This window comes from Enterobacter cloacae complex sp. 2024EL-00227 (genome assembly GCF_043945315.1).
Taxonomy (GTDB): Bacteria; Pseudomonadota; Gammaproteobacteria; order Enterobacterales; family Enterobacteriaceae; genus Enterobacter; species Enterobacter roggenkampii.
The window spans coordinates 97,568-116,521 of sequence record NZ_JBIMQP010000008.1; the positions used below are offsets into that span (position 1 = coordinate 97,568).

Consider the following 18,954-nt stretch of genomic DNA (forward strand, 5'->3'; position numbering starts at 1 on the left):
TTCCACATTTGAATCAGGGCTTGATAATGCAAAAACTCATCAACTCAGTGCAAAACTACGCCTGGGGAAGTAAAACTGCGTTAACGGATCTCTACGGTATCGCGAACCCAAACAACCTGCCGATGGCAGAACTGTGGATGGGGGCGCACCCGAAGAGCAGCTCAAAAATTGAAGACGCCAGCGGCCAGGCACGCAGCCTGCGTGACGTAATTGACGCCGATAAAGCCGCGCTGCTGGGCGACAAGGTGGCTCAGCGCTTTGGCGAACTGCCGTTCCTGTTTAAAGTGCTGTGCGCTGACCAGCCGCTCTCCATCCAGGTTCATCCGAACAAGCAAGCGTCTGAAATCGGCTTTGCGAAAGAGAACGCGGCGGGTATTCCGTTAGACGCCGCCGAGCGTAACTACAAAGATCCTAACCACAAGCCGGAGCTGGTGTTCGCGCTGACGCCGTTCCTGGCGATGAACGCGTTCCGCGAATTTTCAGAGATTATCTCCCTGCTGCAGCCGGTCGCGGGTGCCAATAACGCTATCGCGCATTTCCTTGAAAACCCGAATGCCGAGGCGCTAAGCCAGCTGTTTGCCAGCCTGCTGAACATGCAGGGTGAAGAGAAATCCCACGCCCTGGCGGTGCTGAAAGCCGCCCTGGAGAGCCAGCAAGGTGAACCGTGGGAGACCATCCGCCTTATTGCGCAGTTCTATCCTGACGACAGCGGCCTGTTCTCCCCTCTGCTGCTGAACGTGGTGAAGCTGAATCCGGGTGAAGCAATGTTCCTGTTCGCGGAAACCCCGCACGCCTATCTGCAGGGCGTGGCGCTGGAGGTGATGGCCAACTCTGACAACGTGCTGCGCGCGGGCCTGACGCCGAAATACATCGACATCCCCGAGCTGGTTGCCAACGTCAAGTTCGTGGCGAAACCTGCCGCGGAGCTGCTGACTCAGCCGGTGAAAAACGGCGCAGAGCTGGACTTCCCGATTCCGGTTGAGGATTTTGCTTTCTCCCTGCACGACCTGAGCCAGACAGAAACGACCATCGCACAGGAAAGTGCGGCGATCCTGTTCTGCGTGGAAGGCGAAGCGACGCTGCACAAAGGCGAACAGCGTCTGGTGCTTAAGCCCGGTGAATCAGCATTCGTTGCAGCCAATGAGTCTCCGGTTAGCGTAAGCGGCACCGGTCGACTGGCGCGCGTTTTCAATAAGCTTTAAGCACTTACTGAATTTTTTAACAACTCTTGCTAAGCTAGTTGCAGGCTTAATATCTCCAGGCGGTTTTTACCGCCTGGTTTCATTTTAGGGATAGTCGCAATGAAAAAATCGGTCGTAGCGGTAGGAGTGATTGTAGCGTTAGGCGTGGTCTGGACGGGTGCCTCCTGGTTTACCGGGAAACAGCTGGAAGGACGCCTGGCTGAGATGGTGGCGCAGGCTAACGGAGAGATTAAGCGCAGCGCGCCGGAAGCGGGCCTTGAGCTGAGCTACCAGAATTATGAGCGCGGCGTGTTTACCAGCCGTATGCAGGTTGTGGTGAAGCCGGTTGCCGGTACGGAAAACGGCTGGCTGAAACCGGGTCAGAGCGTGGTGCTGGATGAAGTGGTCAGCCACGGTCCATTCCCGCTGGCGCAGCTAAAGTCGTTTAACCTGATCCCGTCAATGGCGTCCGTTCACACGGTCCTGGTGAATAACGACGTCACCAAACCGCTGTTCGACCTGGCAAAAAATACCTCACCTTTCGAGATCGACACCCGCATCAGCTATGCCGGTGACACGAGTTCTGATATTGCCCTGAAAGCGCTGAACTACGAGAAAGAGAATGAGAAAGTCGCCTTTAGCGGTGGTCACTTCAAACTTGACGCGGACCGCGACGGGAACGTGTTCTCCCTGACGGGTGAAGCGGAAAGTGGCCTGGTCAACGCCGTGAACGAATACAATCAAAAAGTTCAGCTCACCTTCAACAACCTGAAGGCCGACGGCAACAGCCGCATGACCGATTTTAAAGAGCGTATCGGCGATCAGAAACTGTCTCTCGATAAAGTTGCCATTGCGGTTGAAGGCAAAGAGATGGCCGTGCTGGAAGGCATGGACGTTAACGGCAAATCCGACGTGTCCAAAGACGGTAAGAGCATCAATACCCAGCTGGATTACACGCTGAAGAGCCTGAAAGTGCAGAATCAGGATCTGGGCACCGGCAAACTGTCGCTGAAGATCGGCAATATCGACGGCCAGGCGTGGCACGAATTTAGCCAGAAATACAGCAAAGAGAGCCAGGCGCTGCTGACCGATGCCGCGCTGCAGCAGAACCCGGAAGTCTACCAGCAGCAGGCGATGGCGGTGCTGTTCAACAACCTGCCGATCCTGCTGAAAGGCGAGCCGGTGGTCACCGTTGCGCCGCTGAGCTGGAAAAACAGCAAAGGCGAAACCAGCTTTAACCTGTCGCTGTTCCTGAAGGATCCGGCCACCGCCACGGGTGAACCGCAGACGCTGGCGCAGGAAGTGGATCGCAGCGTGAAGTCGCTCGACAGCAAGCTGACCATCCCGATGGATATGGCGACCGAGTTTATGACCCAGATTGCGAAGCTGGAAGGCTACGGCGATGAAGATGCCGGCAAGCTGGCGAACCAGCAGGTGAAAGGCCTGGCGGCCATGGGCCAGATGTTCCGTATCACGAAGGTGGACAACAACACGATTTCCACCAGCCTGCAGTACGCCAACGGCCAGGTCACGCTCAACGGCGACAAAATGCCGCTGGAAGACTTCGTCGGCATGTTTGGCATGCCTGCTTTGGGGATGCCGGAACCGGCTGAACCGTCAGCGCCAGCCGAACCGGCGGCACCGCAGCAGTAAACGTCAAAACCCCTCGCATGAGGGGTTTTTTATTGCCGGGTGGCGCTGACGCTTACCCGGCCTACGATCCCGAGCCGTTGTAGGCCCGCGCAAGCGCAGCGCCGCCGGGCGATGTGCAGCGGAGATTATTTCACCGTCACCAGCCGCGCCGCCACAATCTGGTGCCCGGCCTGAACGTCCGTATTGTCGATGCGCTGCATGATCCTGTCCGCCAAGGTGTAGCCCATCTCCCGCGCAGGGGTCGTGGCCCAGACGATCGGCACATCGTCGAGCGCGTTTTCACCGACGTCGGCGAACGCCCCCAGCGCCACCTGGTGGCCGAAGAAGGTTTCAACGCCCCCTTCACCGCTCTGACGCCCGGCGCGGATCAGGCCAAACCAGGCGCCCATGGCGATCACATCGTTATAGCAAATGACGGCGCTGATGGTCGGACTGCTGCGCAGCAGCGCGCCTATCGCTTCCGCCGCCATCTTCTGGCTGGACTCACACTCAACAACCCACTCGCTGTGGAACGGCAGGCCGTATTTAATCAGCGTCGCGCAGTAGCCGCCGACCCGTTCGGCGCGGGTCAGGGATGAGCTTTTGCCGCCCAGCCAGGCAATGCGCTGATGGCCGCGACGAATAAGATGCTCGGTCAGCATTTGCGCAGCCTGCATGTTATCCGGGCGCAGCGTATCGGCTTCATCGAGGTAGCTGGCGCGTGAAGCAAACACCAGCGGCACGCCTTTTTCAGCGGCGCGCTCGCACAGCTCGCTGCCCACGCCCGACGCCCCGGCGACGATCACCCCGTCCACACCCTGATTCAGCAGCATATCGAGCCGGGAAAGCAGCTGATCGGCCTCGCGACCGCCGTGAAGCAGAAAGACCATCCGCCCCTGCGCTTCAAGCGCTTCGGTTAAGCCGGCGGTCAGCTCCGCATAGAACGGTGACGTCAGGTCACGGACAATCAGGCCAATCACCCCGCTTTGCCCGCCGCGCAGCGCCGACGCCTGACGGTTTCGCACAAAGCCCAACTGCTCAACCGCCTCGTTCACCCGCTGACCGGTCGCGGGAGAGATGCGCCCTTTTCCGCTCAGTACCAGAGAAACGGTGCTGACGGAAACCCCCGCCGCCAGCGCGACATCGTTGATGGTGACTTTTTTCGCTACAGCCATGTGTTGGCGTGACTCCCTGAAAAATGAGATCGGTAAAACGTTTTATCAATACGTTATATTTATACTACCAGTCAAAGCCTGAGAATGTGATTTAGCGCGCACTAAACTTTGATAAAACGTTTTATCTTCTCGCAGCATTGAAGCAGACAAACTGATTTTAACCATAAAGGAGTCGTTTTATGACGGCGAAAGCAGCACAAAAAATATCGCTGTGGGAATTTTTCCAGCAACTGGGTAAAACCTTTATGCTGCCCGTTGCGCTTCTCTCGTTCTGCGGGATCATGCTCGGGATCGGCAGCTCGCTCAGCAGTAAAGACGTCATCACGCTGATCCCCTTCCTCGGCGCGCCCGTGCTGCAGGCGATCTTTATCTGGATGAGTAAAGTCGGCTCCTTTGCCTTCAGTTTCCTGCCCGTGATGTTCTGTATTGCAATCCCGCTGGGCCTGGCCCGCGAGAACAAAGGCGTCGCGGCGTTTGCCGGTTTTGTGGGCTACGCGGTGATGAACCTGGCGGTTAACTTCTGGCTGACCGCGAAAGGCATACTGCCGACCACCGACGCCGCCGTTCTGAAGGCCAACAACATTCAGAGCGTGATTGGTATTCAGTCCATCGACACCGGGATCCTCGGGGCGGTGATCGCCGGGGTAATTATCTGGATGCTGCACGAGCGCTTCCACAATATCCGCCTGCCGGATGCCCTGGCCTTCTTCGGCGGCACTCGCTTTGTCCCAATTGTGACCCTGGTGGTAATGGGACTGTTTGGTCTGATTATTCCGCTGATTTGGCCGGTCTTTGCGCTGGGCATCAACGGCATTGGCCGCATCATTAACGGTGCGGGAGATTTTGGTCCGATGATTTTCGGCACCGGCGAGCGTCTGCTGCTGCCGTTTGGCCTGCAGCATATCCTTGTGGCCCTGATTCGCTTCACCGAAGCGGGCGGCACCATGGAGGTGTGCGGTCACGACGTGAGCGGCGCGCTGACTATCTTCCAGGCGCAGCTGAGCTGCCCGACGACACACGGCTTCTCCGAAAGCGCAACCCGCTTCCTGTCTCAGGGTAAAATGCCTGCCTTCCTCGGCGGCCTGCCGGGTGCTGCGCTGGCAATGTACCACTGCGCGCGCCCGGAAAACCGTCATAAAATTAAAGGCCTGCTGATTTCCGGCGTGATCGCCTGCGTCGTGGGCGGTACCACCGAGCCTATCGAGTTCCTGTTCCTGTTCGTCGCGCCGGTGCTGTATCTGATTCACGCGGTGCTGACCGGTCTGGGCTTCACCGTGATGGCGGTGCTGGGCGTCACCATCGGCAACACTGACGGCAACGTGATCGACTTCGTGGTGTTCGGGATCCTGCACGGCCTGTCGACTAAGTGGTATCTGGTCCCTGTCGTGGCGGCAATCTGGTTTGCGGTGTACTACGGGATCTTCCGCTTCGCCATCACCCGTTTTAACCTGAAAACGCCAGGACGCGATATTGATACAGCCACCAGCGTTGAACAGGCGGTTGCCGGTTCCGTGGGCAAATCCGGCTATAACACCCCTGCCATTCTGGCGGCGCTGGGCGGTGCGGATAACATCACCTCGCTGGATAACTGCATTACCCGCCTGCGTTTGTCGGTGGCGGATATGTCAAAAGTGGATACCAACGCCCTCAAGGCCAACCGGGCCATCGGCGTGGTACAGTTAAACCAGCACAATTTGCAGGTGGTTATCGGCCCGCAGGTACAGTCAGTGAAAGATGAGCTGGCGACCCTGATGCGAACAGTAGAAGCCTGATGCCTCAGCCCCCTCACCGTGAGGGGGTTTTACGTTAAGGATTAAAGCATGTTTGATTTCTCAACCGTCGTGGATCGACACGGCACCTGGTGTACGCAGTGGGACTATGTCGCCGACCGCTTTGGCGCGGCGGATCTGCTGCCCTTCACCATCTCGGATATGGATTTCGCCACCGCCCCCTGCATAACCGACGCGCTGCAACAGCGCATTCATCACGGCGTGTTTGGCTATAGCCGCTGGAAAAACGACGAGTTTCTCGCCGCCGTCGCACACTGGTTCCAGCAGCGCTTTAACACCCGAATTGATACCGAAAGCGTGGTTTATGGCCCCTCCGTCATCTACATGGTCTCGGAACTGATTCGCCTCTGGTCAAAACCCGGCGACGGCGTGGTGGTTCACACCCCGGCATACGATGCCTTTTACAAAGCCATAGAGGGTAACGGGCGTCGTGTTGTGGCGGTTGAAATGGAAAAACAGGCCGCTGGCTGGCAGGGCAATATGGCAGCCCTCGAAGCGGCGCTGGCGAAACCGGAAAACAAAATTTTGCTGCTGTGCAGCCCGCAGAATCCGACCGGCAAGGTCTGGACGCGGGATGAGCTGACGCAGATGGCGGAACTCTGCGAGCGCTATGACGTGGCGGTTATCAGCGATGAAATCCATATGGACATGGTGTGGGGAGAACATCGTCACACGCCGTGGACCGCCGTGGCGCGGAGCAAATGGGCGCTCCTGACCTCCGGCTCGAAAAGCTTTAACATTCCGGCGCTGACGGGGGCATATGGCCTGATCGGCGATGAAGAGAGCCGTAACGGCTATCTCAGCGCGTTAAAAGGTCGGGACGGGCTCTCTTCCCCTTCCGTGCTGGCGCTAACGGCGCATATCGCCGCCTATCAGCAAGGGGGGCCGTGGCTGGATGCCCTGCGGGGTTATCTGGAAGATAATCTGTTGTATATCGCTCAGGAAGTAAACCGCGCTTTTCCGAAACTCAACTGGCAGCCGCCGGAAGCGACCTATCTGGCCTGGATCGATCTGCGTCCGCTGAATATTGACGATCGGGCGCTGCAAAAAGTGCTGATTGAGCAGCAAAAGGTCGCCATCATGCCGGGATATACCTATGGAAAAGAGGGAAATGGCTTCGTACGCCTGAATGCAGGCTGCCCGCGCAGCAAGCTCGAGCAAGGGGTTCAACGCCTGATTGCCGGCATTAATACGCTTCTGTAATCAATTTGCGCAACGGAATATTCCCTTGCGCAAATAGCTTTTTACCCCGTTTTGTTTTTATAATATGGCGCACTTTAACCAGAAAAGAGTGCGACCATGATTGATACACGCCTGCCTTTAACTGATATTCATCGTCACCTTGACGGTAACATTCGTGCCCAAACCATCCTCGATCTTGGCCGCCAGTTCAATTTAACGCTTCCTGCTCAGACCCTTGAGTCCCTGATCCCTCACGTACAGGTGACCTCTAATGAACCGGACCTGGTCAGCTTCCTGAGCAAACTCGACTGGGGCGTGAAAATGCTGGCGTCGCTGGATGCCTGCCGCCGCGTGGCGTTTGAGAACATCGAAGATGCCGCCCGCAACGGCCTGCACTACGTCGAGCTGCGCTTCTCGCCGGGCTACATGGCGATGACCCACAACCTGCCCGTTGCAGGCGTCGTGGAAGCCGTCATTGAAGGCGTCCGCGAAGGGTGTAAAACCTTCGACGTTCAGGCTCGCCTGATCGGCATCATGAGCCGTACCTTCGGTGAAGCCGCCTGCCTGCAGGAGCTGGAAGCGCTGCTGGCCCATCGTGATGCCATCACCGCCGTCGATCTCGCCGGTGACGAGCTGGGCTTCCCGGGCAGCCTGTTCCTCTCCCACTTCAACCGCGCGCGCGATGCCGGCTGGCACATTACCGTGCACGCGGGTGAAGCGGCTGGCCCGGAAAGCATCTGGCAGGCCATCCGCGAGCTGGGCGCCGAACGTATCGGTCACGGCGTGAAGGCGGTAGAAGACCGCGCGCTGATGGATTTCCTGGCGGAGCAGCGTATCGGGATTGAGTCGTGCCTGACGTCTAACATTCAGACCAGCACCGTGGCATCGCTGTCGCAGCACCCGCTGAAAACCTTCCTCGAGCACGGCGTGCTGGCCTCGCTGAATACGGACGATCCGGCGGTTCAGGGCGTGGATATCATTCACGAGTACAACATCGCCGCACCGCAGGCGGGTCTGAGCCGCGAGCAGATCCGTCAGGCGCAAATCAACGGGCTGGAGATCGCCTTCCTGACGCCTGCAGAGAAGCAGGCGCTGCGGGATAAGGTGGCAACCGCGTAACCCCCTTTGCCGGGTGGCGGCTAAGCCTTACCCGGCCAACAACAACGTCAAAAACTTATGCCAGACAGAGCGTCGCGCGATGTTTGGCAGATTCGATCCCCAGCTCAATCAGCTCCATAATCTGTATTGCCTGGCTGGCCGGAACCGGATTCTCTCCCGTGCCGTTCAGCGCATCGCGGATAGCGGCATAATACGCCGGATAGTTACCCGGTATCGTCAGCAAGGTCTCTTCGACCAGCTCGTCGCCTTCCACCCGCGTGACGACGCCGTCGCGCATATCATAGCCCCAGTCTTCCTGGGGCAGACGCTCACCGTTTTTCAGTCTGTCTTCCTGCGGATCGAGACCAAACTTCACGTAGCTGCCGCGCGTGCCGTGAATAATGTAACGGGCAGATTCTGCCGCCGCGACCATCGTCCCGTGCAGCACAATTCGCCGCTGCGGGTAACTGAGCACCGCGTGGAAGTAATCGGTCGTCTGCGCACCGGGCCTGAGCTGGGCCAGATCGACCGTCATGCTCACCGGCAGGCCAAAGAGATTGACGGCCTGATCCAGCAGATGCGGGGCTAAATCATACCAGATACCGCTGCCAGGACCGGCCTGCTCGCGCCAGCGGTTTCGTACCTGCGGGCGAAAGCGGTCAAAGTGCGACTCAAAAAAGAGGATCTCCCCTAACGTACCTTCACTGAGAAGCCGTTTTACCGTCAGAAAATCACTGTCCCAGCGGCGGTTATGGAACACCGACAGCAGCCTGCCCAGACTCTTTGCCAGCGCATCCAGCTCGCGAGCCTGTGACAGTGTCACGGTAAAGGGCTTATCGACAACCACATGCTTCCCGGCTTCCAGCGCGGCCTTTGCCAGCGGAAAGTGGGTATCGTTCGGCGTGGGAATGACGATTAAATCAATGTTTGGATCGTTGAAAAGATGTTTTGGCTCGGAGACAACCGGCACAGAAGGCCAGTCTGCATGGACTTTAGCAGCGTCGCTGCTGGATACCGCCGCCAGCGCCATTCCCGGCGTCCCGGCTATCAGAGGCGCATGAAACGTTTTGCTCGCGTACCCGTAACCAATAAGCCCAACGCGGATATTATCACTCATAGTGTCATCCTCTTTTAAGTCGTTCTTATTTCACACTGGCTAGTCTGGCATTATCACGGATTAATAATGTGCCGTATGACGTAAAATAGCAGGTTATACGGATTGTTTTTGTTACATAGTATTAACCTACTGATTTTGTTTAAGGGAACCGTTCCCAAAGCCCTTGCCGTCAGGGAAACGTCGCTGTAACATTTGCGCCCTGTCTTTATGGATAAAGTACAATTACACATCATGACGTCAATTATTAATCGAATCATTGAATTAGCGGGATGGATTGTCCTTGGGGTGTCGGTCATTTTGCTGGGCGTTGCCAGCCATATCGATAACTACCAGCCGCCGGAGCCTGTCACCGTCGCTCAACCTAAGTAACCGGTTACTGCAATAAAGAGTGACATAATATGTCAGTTACTTATTGCCAGCCCTGGTGAACACGGTTAACCTTCTCTTCCAGGCATCGTCTGATGCCTGAATTTCAGCAAAGAAAACTCCTAATTTCGTCGCGTTACCTGAGTGGGCTGTTTACGTCTTTATTAATCCGTTTATTATTCGAACGAATTACCTTAACTGGTATTACTCACTTTTATATGGAAACTTATTAATATGACAGTTCAGGACTATTTATTAAAATTTCGCAAGATCAATTCGCTTGAGAGCCTGGAAAAACTGTTTGACCATCTGAACTACACCCTGTCGGATAATCAGGAAATCATTAATATGTATCGCGCCGCTGACCATCGCCGTGCGGAGCTGGTCTCCGGTGGCCGTTTGTTCAACGTCGGCGAAGTGCCAAAGTCCGTGTGGCGTTACGTTTTATAAGAAAGTAGCCATCCGCGCGAAATGTTATATACTCTCCGCCCTGCCAACTGGCTGTACAACATTTCGCGCAGATTATGGGAGAGTTCATGACCGCAACGCCTGGAGAACGCATTGGAGGCTGGTTAATCGCCCCACTGGCATGGCTGCTGGTTGCCTTATTAAGCGCATCACTTGCGCTACTGCTTTATACCACCGCACTGATTACCCCTCACGCCATTCAGACCCTGTTGTCGCAAAGCGTGCCTAATATTGCTTTGTGGTTTGTGTCGTTCGTTTTCGCGATCGGGATGTGGTACTACACGCTGTGGCTGACCATCGCCTTCTTTAAGCGCCGTAAGAATGTGCCTAAGCACTACATTATCTGGCTGCTGGTTTCGGTCCTGCTGGCGGTGAAGGCGTTTGCTTTTTCGCCCGTTTCAGACGCGCTGGCCGTTCGTCAGCTGCTTTTCCCGTTGCTGGCCGCGGCGCTGCTGGTGCCCTACTTCAAGCGTTCGACGCGGGTGAAAAACACCTTCGTGAACCCGTAATAACCCTACAGATAACCTGTTGTCGCCTGCCTGGGTTTGTCCGATAATAGGCGGCTTTTTTATTTCAGGCTAAATAATGACCGATTACTTACTGCTCTTTGTCGGCACCGTGCTGGTTAACAACTTCGTTCTGGTGAAGTTCCTTGGCCTGTGCCCGTTTATGGGCGTTTCCAAAAAGCTGGAAACGGCAATGGGTATGGGGCTGGCGACGACCTTCGTCATGACGCTGGCGTCCATCTGCGCGTGGTGGATTGATACCTGGATCCTCATCCCGCTGGGGTTAACCTATCTCCGTACGCTGGCCTTTATTCTGGTTATCGCGGTGGTGGTGCAGTTTACCGAAATGGTGGTGCGCAAAACCAGCCCGGCGCTCTATCGCCTGCTGGGCATCTTCCTGCCGCTGATCACCACTAACTGCGCCGTTCTCGGCGTGGCGCTGCTGAACATCAACCTGGGTCATAACTTTATGCAATCGGCGCTTTATGGTTTTTCTGCGGCTGTCGGTTTCTCTCTGGTCATGGTGCTGTTTGCCTCTATTCGCGAGCGCCTGGCAGCAGCGGATATTCCTGCGCCCTTCCGCGGTAACGCGATTGCGCTGGTCACCGCCGGTTTAATGTCTCTGGCCTTTATGGGCTTTAGTGGTCTGGTGAAGTTGTAATGAATGCTATCTGGATTGCCATCGCCTCTATCAGCGTCCTGGGGTTGGTGTTTGGCCTTATCCTGGGTTACGCCTCCCGCCGTTTCGCGGTAGAGGACGATCCCGTTGTTGAGAAAATTGATGAGCTTCTGCCGCAAAGCCAGTGCGGGCAGTGTGGCTACCCGGGCTGCCGCCCTTACGCTGAAGCGGTAGGCATCCAGGGCGAAAAAATTAACCGCTGCGCCCCCGGCGGCGAAGCAGTCATGCTGAAAATTGCCGCCCTGCTTAACGTTGATCCGCAGCCGGTTGATGGCGACGCGGACGTGCAGGAGCCGGTCCGCGCGCTGGCCGTGATCGACGAAGCGAACTGCATCGGCTGTACCAAATGTATTCAGGCCTGCCCGGTCGACGCCATTGTTGGCGCCACGCGCGCCATGCACACCGTGGTGGCGGACCTGTGCACCGGCTGTAACCTCTGCGTAGCCCCCTGCCCGACGCAATGTATCGAGCTGCGCCCGGTTGAAACGACTACCGAAAGCTGGAAATGGGATCTTCAAACCATTCCGGTTCGCAATATTCCTGTGGAACAACATGCTTAAGTTATTTTCTGCTTTCAGAAAAGAGAAGATTTGGGACTTTGACGGCGGTATTCACCCACCGGAGATGAAAACCCAGTCTAACGGCACGCCGCTGCGTCAAATTCCGCTGGCGACCCGTTTCGTCATGCCGCTCAAGCAGCACATTGGCGCTGAGGGTGAGCTGTGCGTGAAAGAAGGCGATACGGTTCTTCGCGGCCAGCCGCTGACCTTTGGTCGCGGACGTATGCTACCGGTGCACGCCCCCACCTCCGGTAAGGTGGTCGCCATCGCGCCTCATACGGTGCCGCATCCGTCAGCGCTCTCAGAGCTGAGCGTGATTATTGAAGCCGACGGCGAAGACCGCTGGATCGACCGCGATGGCTGGAGCGACTACCGCTCCCGCAGCCGCGAGGCGCTTATCGAGCGCATTCATCAGTTCGGCGTTGCTGGACTGGGTGGCGCAGGCTTCCCGACCGGCGTCAAGCTGCGCGGCGGTGGCGATAACATTCAGACGCTGATTATCAACGCCGCCGAATGCGAACCGTACATCACCGCCGACGATCGTCTGATGCAGGACTGCGCCGCCCAGGTGGTGGAAGGCATCCGCATCCTCGCGCACATTCTGCAGCCGCGAGAAGTGCTGATCGGTATCGAAGACAATAAACCGCAGGCTATCTCTATGCTGCGCGCCGTGCTGGCAGGCAGTCACGATATTAGCCTGCGCGTTATCCCGACCAAATACCCCTCTGGCGGTGCTAAACAGCTGACGCAAATTCTCACCGGTAAGCAGGTTCCGCACGGCGGACGCTCTTCGGATATCGGCGTGCTGATGCAGAACGTCGGGACCGCGTACGCCGTGAAGCGCGCGGTGATCGACGGCGAGCCGCTGACCGAACGCGTGGTAACGCTGACCGGGGAAGCGGTCTCTCGTCCGGGCAACGTCTGGGCGCGACTGGGTACGCCGGTGCGTCACCTGCTGGAGCAGGCTGAGTTTTGCCCGTCCAGCGACCAGATGGTGATCATGGGCGGCCCGCTGATGGGCTTTACCCTGCCGTGGCTCGATGTGCCGGTAGTGAAAATCACCAACTGCCTGCTCGCCCCTTCCCCGACCGAGATGGGTGAAGAGCAGGAAGAAAAAGGCTGCATCCGCTGCAGCGCCTGTGCCGACGCCTGCCCGGCGGATCTGCTCCCGCAGCAGCTCTACTGGTACAGCAAAGGCCAGCTGCACGACAAGGCGACAGCCCATAACCTGGCCGACTGCATCGAATGCGGCGCCTGCGCCTGGGTCTGCCCTAGCAACATTCCTCTGGTGCAGTATTTCCGCCAGGAGAAGGCGGAAATTTATGCCATCTCCATGGAAGAAAAACGCGCGGCGGAAGCCAAGGCACGCTTTGAAGCGCGCCAGGCGCGACTGGAGCGTGAAAAAATCGCCCGTCAGGAGCGCCATAAGCAGGCCGCCGTTCAGCCCGGCGAGAAAGATCAGGATGCGATTAATGCCGCACTGGCCCGCGTTCGCGAGAAAAAAGCGACCGCGGCGCAGCCTGTGGTGATCCCGGCCGGCGAGAAGCCGGACAACAGCGAAGCCATTGCGGCGCGTGAAGCGCGTAAAGCTCAGGCTCGCGCCCGTCAGGCTGAAAAAGCGCAAACGGTCCAGGCAGAGACGGAGATCGACCCGCGTAAAGCCGCCGTTGAGGCGGCGATAGCCCGCGCTAAAGCGCGCAAAGCCGGCGAACAGAACGTGGTGGTTGAGCAGGAAGCGGTCGACCCTCGCAAAGCGGCCGTTGAGGCAGCAATTGCCCGTGCTAAAGCCCGCAAAGCGGCGCAGCAGACGCCAACCGCAGAACCCGACGCGCCGGTCGATCCGCGTAAAGCCGCCGTCGAAGCGGCGATTGCCCGCGCTAAAGCACGCAAAGCGGCGCAGCAGGATGAGCAACCGCAGGCCGCCAACGATGACCCGCGCAAAGCCGCCGTCGCCGCCGCCATTGCGCGCGTTCAGGCAAAGAAAGCCGCACAGCAAGCAGTTAACGAGGATTAAATGGTTTTCAGAATCGCAAGCTCCCCTTACACCCACAATCAGCGCCAGACATCGCGCATTATGATGCTGGTCTGCCTGGCGGCGCTGCCGGGCATTGCCGTTCAGTGCTGGTTTTTCGGCTGGGGAACCCTGTTCCAGATAATCCTGGGCTGTGCCAGCGCCTTAGCGGCGGAAGCTCTTGTCCTTAAGCTGCGCAAGGCGGCGGTCTCCCGCATTCTGGCCGATAACTCCGCGCTGCTGACCGGGCTGCTGCTGGCGATCAGTATCCCGCCGTTTGCCCCATGGTGGATGGTGGTCCTCGGCACCGTGTTTGCCGTGATCATTGCCAAACAGCTGTATGGTGGACTGGGCCATAACCCGTTTAACCCGGCGATGATTGGCTACGTGGTGCTGCTGATCTCCTTCCCGGTACAGATGACCAGCTGGCTGCCACCGCACGAGATTGCGGCCACGGTTCCGGGCTTCATGGATGCTCTGCACGTGATCTTTACCGGCCATACGGCGCTCGGTGCGGATATGAACGCGCTGCGTATGGGCGTGGACGGGATCAGCCAGGCGACGCCGCTTGATACCTTTAAAACGTCCCTGCATGCCGGACACAGCGTTGAGCAGATCATGAAATCCGCCATCTACAGCGGCGTACTGGCGGGTGCCGGCTGGCAGTGGGTCAACCTGGCGTATCTGCTGGGCGGCCTGTTCCTGCTGCAGCAGAAAGCCATCCGCTGGCATATTCCGGTCAGCTTCCTCGTGACGCTGGCGGTCTGCGCCACGCTGGGCTGGGTATTCTCTCCTGAATCACTGGCCAGCCCGCAGCTGCACCTGCTCTCCGGGGCGACCATGCTGGGTGCCTTCTTTATCCTGACGGATCCGGTGACGGCCTCAACGACTAACCGCGGGCGCCTGATCTTCGGCGCGCTGGCAGGCCTGCTGGTCTGGCTCATCCGCAGCTTTGGCGGGTACCCGGACGGCGTGGCTTTTGCCGTCCTGCTTGCCAACATTACCGTTCCGCTCATCGACTATTACACGCGTCCGCGCGTGTACGGTCATCGCTAAGGGTCTCGCCATGTTCAAAACGATGCAAAAACACGGCGTCACGCTGGCTGTCTTCGCCGCGGTCCTGACAGGGCTGACGGCGCTGGTAAATGCGCTGACCAAAACGACCATCGAAGAGCAGGCCTCGAAGCAGCAAAAGGCGCTGTTCGATCAGGTGATCCCGGCGGAATTCTACGATAACGACCTGCAAAAAAGCTGCTTTGTGGTAGACGCGCCGCAGCTTGGGAAAGGCCCGCACCGCCTCTTTATTGCCCGTAAAGGGGATAAACCGGTTGGCGCGGTGATGGAAGCGACGGCGCCTGACGGCTATTCCGGTGCCATTCAGCTGCTTGTGGGCAGTGATTTCTCCGGCACCATACTGGGCACTCGCGTGACGGAACACCATGAAACGCCGGGTCTTGGCGATAAAATTGAAACCCGTCTGAGCGACTGGATTTTGCACTTTGCCGGTAAAGTGATCCATGGTGAAGATGACACCGCGTTTGCGGTGAAGAAAGATGGCGGCGAGTTCGACCAGTTCACCGGGGCGACCATCACCCCACGTGCGGTGGTGAATGCCGTAAAACGAGCCGGGCTGTACGCTGAAACGCTGCCCGCGCAAATCAACAATCTTCCGGCCTGTGAGGAGTAATCATGAGCCAGGTTAAAGAGGTTATTGTCCAGGGGTTGTGGAAAAACAACTCCGCGCTGGTTCAGCTTCTGGGCATGTGCCCACTGCTGGCGGTGACATCCACCGCCACCAACGCGCTCGGTCTGGGTCTGGCAACCACGCTGGTATTGACCCTGACCAACCTCTCCATCTCTGCCCTGCGCCGCTGGACGCCGTCGGAAATTCGTATTCCTATTTACGTCATGATCATTGCGTCGGTGGTCAGTATTGTTCAGATGCTGATTAACGCCTACGCGTTCGGTCTGTACCAGTCGCTCGGGATCTTCATTCCCCTTATCGTCACCAACTGTATCGTGGTCGGGCGTGCGGAAGCCTTTGCGGTGAAAAACAGTCCGGCCATGTCGGCGCTGGACGGTTTTTCTATTGGCATGGGTGCCACCTGCGCCATGTTCGTGCTGGGATCCCTGCGCGAGATCCTCGGCAACGGTACGCTGTTCGACGGCGCTGATGCGCTGCTGGGCGGCTGGGCCAAAGCGCTGCGTATTGAAGTGTTCCACACCGATACGCCATTCCTGCTGGCGATGCTGCCGCCTGGCGCGTTTATTGGTCTTGGCATGATGCTGGCGATAAAATACCTGATTGACGAGAAACGTAAGCGCCGCGCGGCTGAGCGCAGCGTTCTGGAAGGGACACCCGAGAAGGCCTCATGAATAAAGAAAAGCGCATTGCGATCCTGACCCGTCTGCGGGACGAGAACCCGCACCCGACGACGGAGCTGAATTTTACCTCCCCGTTTGAGCTGCTGATCGCCGTGTTGCTCTCTGCACAGGCGACCGACGTGAGCGTCAATAAAGCCACCGCCCTGCTCTATCCGGTCGCCAATACGCCGAAGGCCATGCTGGAGCTGGGCGTGGAAGGCGTGAAGTCCTATATCAAAACCATCGGCCTGTTTAACAGCAAAGCCGAGAACGTCATCAAGACCTGCCGAATTCTGCTGGAGCAGCACGGAGGCGAAGTGCCGGAAGACCGCGCTGCGCTGGAAGCCTTGCCGGGCGTGGGTCGTAAAACCGCGAACGTAGTACTCAATACCGCGTTTGGCTGGCCCACTATCGCCGTCGATACGCATATCTTTCGCGTGTCTAACCGGACCAACTTCGCGCAGGGAAAAAATGTCGAGCAGGTCGAAGAGAAGCTGCTGAAAGTGGTTCCGGCAGAATTTAAGGTTGATTGCCATCATTGGCTGATTCTGCACGGTCGTTACACGTGTATTGCCCGTAAGCCTCGCTGCGGCTCCTGCATTATTGAAGATCTCTGCGAATATAAAGAAAAAGTGTACCCCTGAGGCATCTCAAACCCCTGGCTAAAGAAGGGCTTTCAAACGCTCTTCTTTTGACCGTTATTTGTCCGCCTTTCGTTTCGCCTCACCTGTCACTTATTCGGCTCTTTAACGCTGAAACAGGTTAATACTTTTTTCATAGCCGAAAATTTCTATACATCTGTGATCGCGATCACCCTGATAACTTCATGTTGTATTTTTGTTGTCAAAATCGACCTAAACCCTTTATCTGACAAGACACTCCTCTTTCTTTGCCGACGATAAGACCAGCTATTTTTCAGAATATGGGCTATATCACTACCACAAGCGGCAAATAGCAGAACATATCGCCAACAGCCCGTACTGACCGGTGATTACCAGTCGAAAAAGCTACCTTTACTCAGCGTATGAAATTTAACGCTGAATAACATTTGTATGAACCGACGATTATACCACCCAGGATATATGTAACAGATTATTACAAACGTATTGCCAGATGGGGCAGGATAGTGAACATTACCCGCCGTTTCTCCTCCCAATATAACTATAAGGCGTATGGACTACGGCCATCACGCTATGAACACCCCCGTTAATATGGGATGTAAAAAAAGAGGTATATGTGTCGACTGCAAACAATAAACCAACAGATGAAAGCGTGAGTCTGAACGCTTTTAAACAACCTAAAGCGTTCTATCTCATCTTCTCTATCGAGTTATGGGAGCGTTTTGGTTACTACGGCCTGCAAGGGATCATGGCGGTTTACCTGGTGAAACAGCTGGGTATGTCCGAAGCCGATTCCATCACGCTGTTCTCCTCCTTCAGTGCTCTGGTGTACGGTCTGGTCGCTATCGGCGGCTGGCTGGGCGATAAAGTCCTCGGAACTAAACGTGTCATCATGCTGGGCGCCATTGTTCTGGCGATTGGCTATGGACTGGTAGCATGGTCAGGGCATGATGCCGCTGTCGTGTATATGGGCATGGCCACGATCGCCGTGGGTAACGGTCTGTTCAAAGCGAACCCGTCTTCCCTGCTCTCTACCTGCTACAGCAAAGATGACCCGCGTCTGGACGGTGCATTTACCATGTACTACATGTCCATCAACATCGGTTCGTTCTTCTCGATGCTGGCAACTCCATGGCTCGCAGCGAAATTCGGCTGGAGCGTGGCGTTTGCACTGAGCTTCGTCGGTATGCTGATCACCGTGGTGAACTTCCTGTTCTGCCGCAGCTGGGTTAAAAACTACGGTTCAAAACCAGACTTCGAGCCTGTGCATATGGGCAAACTGCTGGCGACCATCGTAGGCGTTGTGGTCCTGGCGGCCATCGCAACCTGGCTGCTGCACAACCAGGGTATCGCACGTGCCGTTCTGGGCGTTGTGGCGCTGGGTATCGTGGTTATCTTCGCGAAAGAAGCATTCGCTATGCAGGGTGCCGCCCGTCGTAAGATGATCGTGGCCTTCATTCTGATGCTGGAAGCGATTATCTTCTTCGTGCTGTACAGCCAGATGCCAACCTCTCTGAACTTCTTCGCCATTCGTAACGTTGAGCACTCTATTCTGGGCATCGCGTTCGAACCGGAGCAGTATCAGGCACTGAACCCGTTCTGGATCATGATTGGTAGCCCGATTCTGGCCGCGATCTATAACAAGATGGGCGACCGTCTGCCAATGCCGCACAAGTTTGCTATCGGTATGGTGCTGTGCTCCGGCGCGTTCCTGGTGCTGCCGCTGGGTACCAAATTTGCTACCGACGCCGGTATCGTATCCGTTAACTGGCTGATCCTGAGCTACGCGCTGCAGTCTATCGGCGAACTGATGATCTCTGGTCTGGGTCTGGCAATGGTTGCACAGCTGGTTCCGCAGCGTCTGATGGGCTTCATTATGGGTAGCTGGTTCCTGACCACTGCCGGTGCAGCAATTATCGCCGGTAAGATTGCGAACCTGATGGCCGTGCCGGAAAACGTCACTGACCCACTGGTTTCCCTGAACGTCTACGGTACCGTGTTCATGCAGATTGGTATCGCGACTGCCGTTATTGCCGCTCTGATGCTGCTGACCGCACCGAAACTGAATCGCATGACTCAGGACGACGACAAGACCGCTAAGGCGACCAAAACCGCTACTGCGTGAAATCCGTGAGAAACGACTGACCAGAAGCCGCTAATTGATTAGCGGCTTTTTTTTTATCCGTTTGCGCACTAACATAGCTG

Annotated in this window: 18 protein-coding genes; 16 read left to right on the forward strand and 2 right to left on the reverse strand. The window is 56.9% G+C overall.

The window, feature by feature from the left end; all coding sequences use genetic code 11:
• Positions 1 to 26 precede the first annotated feature (26 nt).
• Complete coding sequence (manA, locus tag ACHH0Z_RS15180; protein ID WP_023618540.1) at positions 27 to 1,202, forward strand: mannose-6-phosphate isomerase; 1,176 nt, start codon at positions 27 to 29, stop codon at positions 1,200 to 1,202.
• Positions 1,203 to 1,301: 99 nt separating this feature from the next.
• Positions 1,302 to 2,834, forward strand: coding sequence for a YdgA family protein (locus ACHH0Z_RS15185; protein ID WP_045406222.1), 1,533 nt, complete (start codon positions 1,302 to 1,304; stop codon positions 2,832 to 2,834).
• A gap of 125 nt (positions 2,835 to 2,959) precedes the next feature.
• On the opposite strand, the gene ACHH0Z_RS15190 is transcribed toward ACHH0Z_RS15185, so the two are convergent.
• Entirely contained in the window at positions 2,960 to 3,988 is a 1,029-nt protein-coding gene (locus ACHH0Z_RS15190) for a Mal regulon transcriptional regulator MalI (protein ID WP_045406225.1), read from the reverse strand.
• A 179-nt stretch (positions 3,989 to 4,167) separates the two neighbouring features.
• On the opposite strand from ACHH0Z_RS15190, the gene malX reads away from it, so the two are divergent.
• The 3 genes from malX to add all read left to right on the forward strand — a co-directional run bounded on the left by malX (position 4,168) and on the right by add (position 8,079).
• A complete protein-coding gene (gene malX, locus ACHH0Z_RS15195; RefSeq protein WP_045406226.1) occupies positions 4,168 to 5,760 on the forward strand; it encodes a maltose/glucose-specific PTS transporter subunit IIBC in 1,593 nt (530 codons plus the stop codon).
• Positions 5,761 to 5,808: 48 nt separating this feature from the next.
• Positions 5,809 to 6,981: a MalY/PatB family protein gene (locus ACHH0Z_RS15200; RefSeq protein ID WP_045406229.1), complete on the forward strand. Its 1,173-nt coding sequence runs from the start codon at positions 5,809 to 5,811 to the stop codon at positions 6,979 to 6,981.
• A 96-nt stretch (positions 6,982 to 7,077) separates the two neighbouring features.
• Complete coding sequence (gene add / locus ACHH0Z_RS15205; protein WP_023343982.1) at positions 7,078 to 8,079, forward strand: adenosine deaminase; 1,002 nt, start codon at positions 7,078 to 7,080, stop codon at positions 8,077 to 8,079.
• Between the two features lie 55 nt (positions 8,080 to 8,134).
• Here the strand turns inward: add and ACHH0Z_RS15210 are convergent, their stop codons facing one another.
• The gene (locus ACHH0Z_RS15210; protein ID WP_025911557.1) at positions 8,135 to 9,175 is read right to left on the reverse strand and encodes an oxidoreductase; all 1,041 of its coding nucleotides are present in this window, start codon (positions 9,173 to 9,175) and stop codon (positions 8,135 to 8,137) included.
• Positions 9,176 to 9,418: 243 nt separating this feature from the next.
• Here ACHH0Z_RS15210 and blr point away from each other — a divergent pair, with 243 nt between their 5' ends.
• From blr to dtpA, 11 genes are all read left to right on the forward strand, one after another.
• Positions 9,419 to 9,544, forward strand: a complete 126-nt coding sequence (blr, locus tag ACHH0Z_RS15215) for a division septum protein Blr (RefSeq protein WP_168112406.1) — start codon at positions 9,419 to 9,421, stop codon at positions 9,542 to 9,544.
• A gap of 231 nt (positions 9,545 to 9,775) precedes the next feature.
• Positions 9,776 to 9,991 (forward strand): transcription modulator YdgT, encoded by a 216-nt coding sequence (gene ydgT / locus ACHH0Z_RS15220; RefSeq protein WP_006174966.1) that lies wholly within the window; start codon positions 9,776 to 9,778, stop codon positions 9,989 to 9,991.
• An 86-nt stretch (positions 9,992 to 10,077) separates the two neighbouring features.
• Positions 10,078 to 10,518, forward strand: coding sequence for a DUF2569 domain-containing protein (locus ACHH0Z_RS15225; protein ID WP_008500563.1), 441 nt, complete (start codon positions 10,078 to 10,080; stop codon positions 10,516 to 10,518).
• 76 nt (positions 10,519 to 10,594) lie between these two features.
• Positions 10,595 to 11,176: an electron transport complex subunit RsxA gene (gene rsxA / locus ACHH0Z_RS15230; protein WP_008500564.1), complete on the forward strand. Its 582-nt coding sequence runs from the start codon at positions 10,595 to 10,597 to the stop codon at positions 11,174 to 11,176.
• Complete coding sequence (gene rsxB / locus ACHH0Z_RS15235; RefSeq protein WP_008500565.1) at positions 11,176 to 11,754, forward strand: electron transport complex subunit RsxB; 579 nt, start codon at positions 11,176 to 11,178, stop codon at positions 11,752 to 11,754. Before rsxA ends, rsxB begins: the two co-directional genes overlap by 1 nt.
• Positions 11,747 to 13,768 (forward strand): electron transport complex subunit RsxC, encoded by a 2,022-nt coding sequence (gene rsxC / locus ACHH0Z_RS15240; protein ID WP_045406231.1) that lies wholly within the window; start codon positions 11,747 to 11,749, stop codon positions 13,766 to 13,768. The genes rsxB and rsxC overlap by 8 nt, the downstream gene beginning before the upstream one ends.
• Complete coding sequence (gene rsxD / locus ACHH0Z_RS15245) at positions 13,769 to 14,821, forward strand: electron transport complex subunit RsxD (RefSeq protein WP_008500567.1); 1,053 nt, start codon at positions 13,769 to 13,771, stop codon at positions 14,819 to 14,821. It begins immediately after the preceding gene.
• Positions 14,822 to 14,831: 10 nt separating this feature from the next.
• Positions 14,832 to 15,452 (forward strand): electron transport complex subunit RsxG, encoded by a 621-nt coding sequence (gene rsxG, locus ACHH0Z_RS15250; RefSeq protein WP_008500568.1) that lies wholly within the window; start codon positions 14,832 to 14,834, stop codon positions 15,450 to 15,452.
• Between the two features lie 2 nt (positions 15,453 to 15,454).
• On the forward strand, positions 15,455 to 16,141 hold the full coding sequence (locus ACHH0Z_RS15255) for an electron transport complex subunit E (RefSeq protein ID WP_008500569.1): 687 nt from the start codon (positions 15,455 to 15,457) through the stop codon (positions 16,139 to 16,141).
• A complete protein-coding gene (nth, locus tag ACHH0Z_RS15260; protein ID WP_395149545.1) occupies positions 16,138 to 16,773 on the forward strand; it encodes an endonuclease III in 636 nt (211 codons plus the stop codon). Before ACHH0Z_RS15255 ends, nth begins: the two co-directional genes overlap by 4 nt.
• A gap of 592 nt (positions 16,774 to 17,365) precedes the next feature.
• Positions 17,366 to 18,874: a dipeptide/tripeptide permease DtpA gene (dtpA, locus tag ACHH0Z_RS15265; protein ID WP_008500571.1), complete on the forward strand. Its 1,509-nt coding sequence runs from the start codon at positions 17,366 to 17,368 to the stop codon at positions 18,872 to 18,874.
• Positions 18,875 to 18,954: the final 80 nt, after the last annotated feature.